Origin of the sequence: Mesorhizobium sp. M4A.F.Ca.ET.050.02.1.1, from assembly GCF_003997725.1 — a bacterium.
In the GTDB taxonomy this organism is placed as follows: domain Bacteria; phylum Pseudomonadota; class Alphaproteobacteria; order Rhizobiales; family Rhizobiaceae; genus Mesorhizobium.
The window spans coordinates 1-1,596 of the sequence record NZ_RZSG01001072.1; the positions used below are offsets into that span (position 1 = coordinate 1).

Sequence of the window (1,596 nt, forward strand, 5' to 3'; positions counted from 1 at the left end):
CCGCTGGACCGAAACGCCGGCCGCTTCACGGGAGGAGGGCCTGCGCCTGGCGCAGAAGGGGGCGGCGCTCTCCGGCGACGACCCGATGGTGCTTGCGGTGCTCGGCGCGGCGCATTCCTTTGCCCGCGACTACGATGTCGCCGACATGCATCTGGCGCGGGCGCGCGCGCTCGATCCGAATTCCGCCTGGGCCTGGCTGCGCAGCGCCTGGCTGGACGTCTATCGCGAGCGGCCCGAGGCGGCGATCGAGAAGTTCGAGCATTTCGAACGGCTGAGCCCGCGCGATCCGATGGGCTACATGGCCGAGATCGGCATCGGCGCCGCGCATTTCGTCGCCGCGCGCTACGATGAGGCGGTGGCGCTGACGCAGCGCGGCCTTAGCCAGCAGCCGGGCACCTGGTGGGGACTGCGCCTGCTGGTTACGGCGCTGGTTCATGCCGGTCGCAAGGACGAGGCACGGCACGCTTGCCGCAGGCTGATGGAAACCTACCCGGGCCTCACCGTTGCCAGGGTCGGCGACGCCTCGCCCTTCGACGCGGGCACGACTGAACGCATCGCCGCCGGCCTGCGCGAGGCCGGCCTGCCGGACTGACTGGAACGCCGGCGGCCGGCCCCGGAGTATCGCGCTCAGAATTCACGGCGATGGCGGCGGTCGTCCACGACCTTCGCAAGCACCTCGGTCGGGTCACGGTCGACCGGCAGCGTCAGCGCGTTCTCGACGTCGAAGGCGGTGAGGCCGATGTCGCGGCGCTCGCATTCGCTCATGGCGGCGAGCGCGGCCAGCTCGCTACGCGCCTTCCAGAAGCGCGGCAGCCACAACAGTGCCGATACGGCAGCGGTGGCAAACCGGGAGTGCCGGAAAGGGGACGCCTGGCGCCGGTTGTGAGCAGTGGCGCCGGTGAAGGAAACGATCGTGGTCATGGCGTTGATCTCCGAACTGTCCTCTGTGACAGCAAGGCGGAGGATAGTCGCCGCCCCGCCGGAGATCGTGACGCGCCGCCGAAACTTCAGGGAAATTGCGGCGAAACCCGCAGGCCGCGCGGCAGGGGGAGCGCGCTGGTGAAAGCGGCGAGGCGCCAGCCGCCATTGACAATTCACCGTCCGCTCCGCTCCATCCCCGTCATGACCTATGATCGTTCCTGGCTCGAGGCAGCCGTCCGCGCGAAATCCCGGCCCAGCTTCTTGTTCTTCTGGGGCCATCAGCCGTCGAAGGACGGAAGCATCACCACGTCCTGTCTCAGCCAGTGGTGGCCCGCGCCCTTCACGGTCGACCGGCTGACCTATGCGACGGCGGAACACTGGATGATGGCCGGCAAGGCGCGGCTGTTCGGCGACGACGAGGCCGTGCGCCGCGTGCTCGCCGCCGCGAGCCCGAAGCAGGCCAAGCAGGTGGGGCGCGAGGTGCGCGGCTTCGACGGAGCGAGTTGGGATGCCGAGAAGTTCCGCCTCGTTTCGGAAGGCAGCTTCCAGAAATTCCGGCAGAACGGGCCGCTTGGCGAATTCCTGCTGGCGACGAAGGATGCCGTGCTGGTCGAGGCAAGCCCCGTCGATCGCATCTGGGGCATTGGCCTCGCCGCGGGTGACGAGCGCGCGGCG

General features: G+C 69.3%; 2 protein-coding genes and 1 pseudogene. 2 read left to right on the forward strand and 1 reads right to left on the reverse strand.

Translation table 11 applies throughout. The features are described from left to right. A pseudogene (locus EOA33_RS35040) lies at positions 1 to 592 on the forward strand (tetratricopeptide repeat protein); the annotation flags it as partial. A 35-nt stretch (positions 593 to 627) separates the two neighbouring features. Here EOA33_RS35040 and EOA33_RS35045 read toward each other — a convergent pair. Next, positions 628 to 921, reverse strand: coding sequence for a hypothetical protein (locus EOA33_RS35045; RefSeq protein WP_126055340.1), 294 nt, complete (start codon positions 919 to 921; stop codon positions 628 to 630). A 201-nt stretch (positions 922 to 1,122) separates the two neighbouring features. On the opposite strand from EOA33_RS35045, the gene EOA33_RS35050 reads away from it, so the two are divergent. Further along, on the forward strand, positions 1,123 to 1,596 hold a 474-nt coding region (locus tag EOA33_RS35050; RefSeq protein WP_145989499.1), incomplete at its 3' end, for an NADAR family protein.